At 52.8% G+C, this 1,753-nt stretch carries 3 protein-coding genes; 2 read left to right on the top strand and 1 reads right to left on the bottom strand.

What is annotated here, in order from left to right:
* Positions 1 to 389: helix-turn-helix domain-containing protein (locus HMPREF2894_RS02760; RefSeq protein ID WP_070677704.1), on the bottom strand; the 389-nt coding region annotated here is incomplete at its 3' end.
* A 215-nt stretch (positions 390 to 604) separates the two neighbouring features.
* On the opposite strand from HMPREF2894_RS02760, the gene HMPREF2894_RS02755 reads away from it, so the two are divergent.
* Both HMPREF2894_RS02755 and HMPREF2894_RS09085 read left to right on the top strand, forming a co-directional pair.
* On the top strand, positions 605 to 1,234 hold the full coding sequence (locus tag HMPREF2894_RS02755; RefSeq protein WP_049346007.1) for a polyprenyltransferase: 630 nt from the start codon (positions 605 to 607) through the stop codon (positions 1,232 to 1,234).
* A 164-nt stretch (positions 1,235 to 1,398) separates the two neighbouring features.
* The coding region (locus HMPREF2894_RS09085; RefSeq protein WP_371325805.1) for a hypothetical protein at positions 1,399 to 1,753 on the top strand (355 nt) is incomplete at its 3' end.

Genomic DNA, 1,753 nt, shown 5'->3' with positions numbered 1-1,753 from the left:
ACCGCCCGCACCGACCCCTTCGGCCTGCCCTTAGGTTTAGGCTTAAGCGCTTGCGCGCCGCCTTCACGGTACAGCCTGCACCACTGTTTCAACGGTGTCGCACTTGCAATACCGAAACGCACCATCGCCTCAGGCTTACTCATCCCACCATCAACTACAGCCTTCGCTGCGGCAACCTTGGTCTCATAGTCGTATCTGGCCTGCTTTACTCCCATGGCAAGAAACCCGCCCTTCCCGATCACGCGGTACATTTTCTGCCACTCTCTCACAGTCGCGGCAGACACACCAAGCCTGCTGGCGGTTAAACCATAGCCAAATCCTTTCTCAAACATTTGCGCTGCCTGTTTCCGAAGCAAACGATCGTGTCTCATTCCCAGATTTATAGACATGAAAAGCCTCCTGTTTCTTGGACTTTATTTTCGTTGTCCAAGAAACGGGAGGCAGTTCAATTGAGGAGCGGGGCTTTCGCGTACCAGCTGGCACTCTACTGCCCTCTTAAAATGTATTGCGCGGGTTTGTGCGACAGATGTAGTTGTACCCGTTTCGGTGATAGGTTAGGGTGAATACTGTTTAACACACACCAGCCGTACGAAAGTGAGATGCCATGTCTCAGAATCCTCGGGGTTCAGACCCCTACGACTACAACCCGGACTACAACCGTCTGAACGAGCAGTACAACCAGAACGGCCAGTACGGGCAGAACACTCAGTACGGTCAGTATGGCCAATACGGTCAGTACGGGCAGAGCTCCTACGATCAGTATTCTTATGACCAGTACGGTCAGAATTCGTACGGCCAAGACTCGTATGGTCAGAATCAGTACGACCCGTACGGTCAGCAGTACCAGCAGCCCGGCCAGTACGGTCAGCCCATGATGGTTCCTATTGGCATTGTTCAGAAGACCCCCGAGCAGCTTGCCGGTGAGAAGGCTGCTCAGACTTCCACGGTGCTGGGTATTATCAGCTTGGCGTGTATAGTGACTCTCAGCTGGTGGCTGTTTGGTCTGCCTTCCCTGATTCTGGGTGTTATCGGTATTTTCAAGGCGAACGAGGCAGAACGTTTTGGCGCGGCTGCTTCGGCTGGGCGTATCTTGAACTGGATTAGCGTAGTCATTGGTGGCATGTTCCTGGTGCTTTTTGGTGGCGGTATGCTGCTGGCGATTATGCTGGCTCTTTCTGATTCTGCCGCAAATTCTAGGCTCGTGGAGACTGCGCAGATGCTGGTACTTTTCTAAACACTTTCACCCTCATTGGAGGGTACGCAAAAGCCCCGTTCCTCACGTTGAGGTGCGGGGCTTTTCTGTATGTATGCCGTATGTTTGGTGAAATCGGCTCGACATACTTGTTCCCTTGGTGGGGGAAAGTCTAGGGTGGGCATAACGCCCGGTATTGAAAGGTTATGATGCCCCAAAATAATGAAGTTTTTGATTACAATCCCGAATATGCCAAGCTCTACCAGGGAAATGGCAGCCCGCAGTCTGACGCTGACAACACGGACGATTGGACGCAACATGCGAGCAAGCAACCTTCCGACGAGCAAAGGGCACAAGACGGTAAAAAGGCAGCGAACGTATCCCTGCTTTTCGGCGCCCTCGGCCTCCTATTTTTCTTTCTAGGGTGCTGGTTGTTTGTCCACGATTTTGACAGTGGTGGTCTGCAGATAGTTGTTGTTGCACCGTTGCTGAACGTCCTGGGTATTTGGCAGGGGCGAGTAGCGAAACAGCACGGTGTACCTGCCCTAGCGGGTCGTATTC

The sequence above is a fragment of the Rothia sp. HMSC066G02 genome, from assembly GCF_001813145.1.
Classification (GTDB): Bacteria; Actinomycetota; Actinomycetes; order Actinomycetales; family Micrococcaceae; genus Rothia.
Note: the sequence above shows the minus strand (reverse complement) of the source record. Positions and strands in the feature narration are given on the sequence as shown.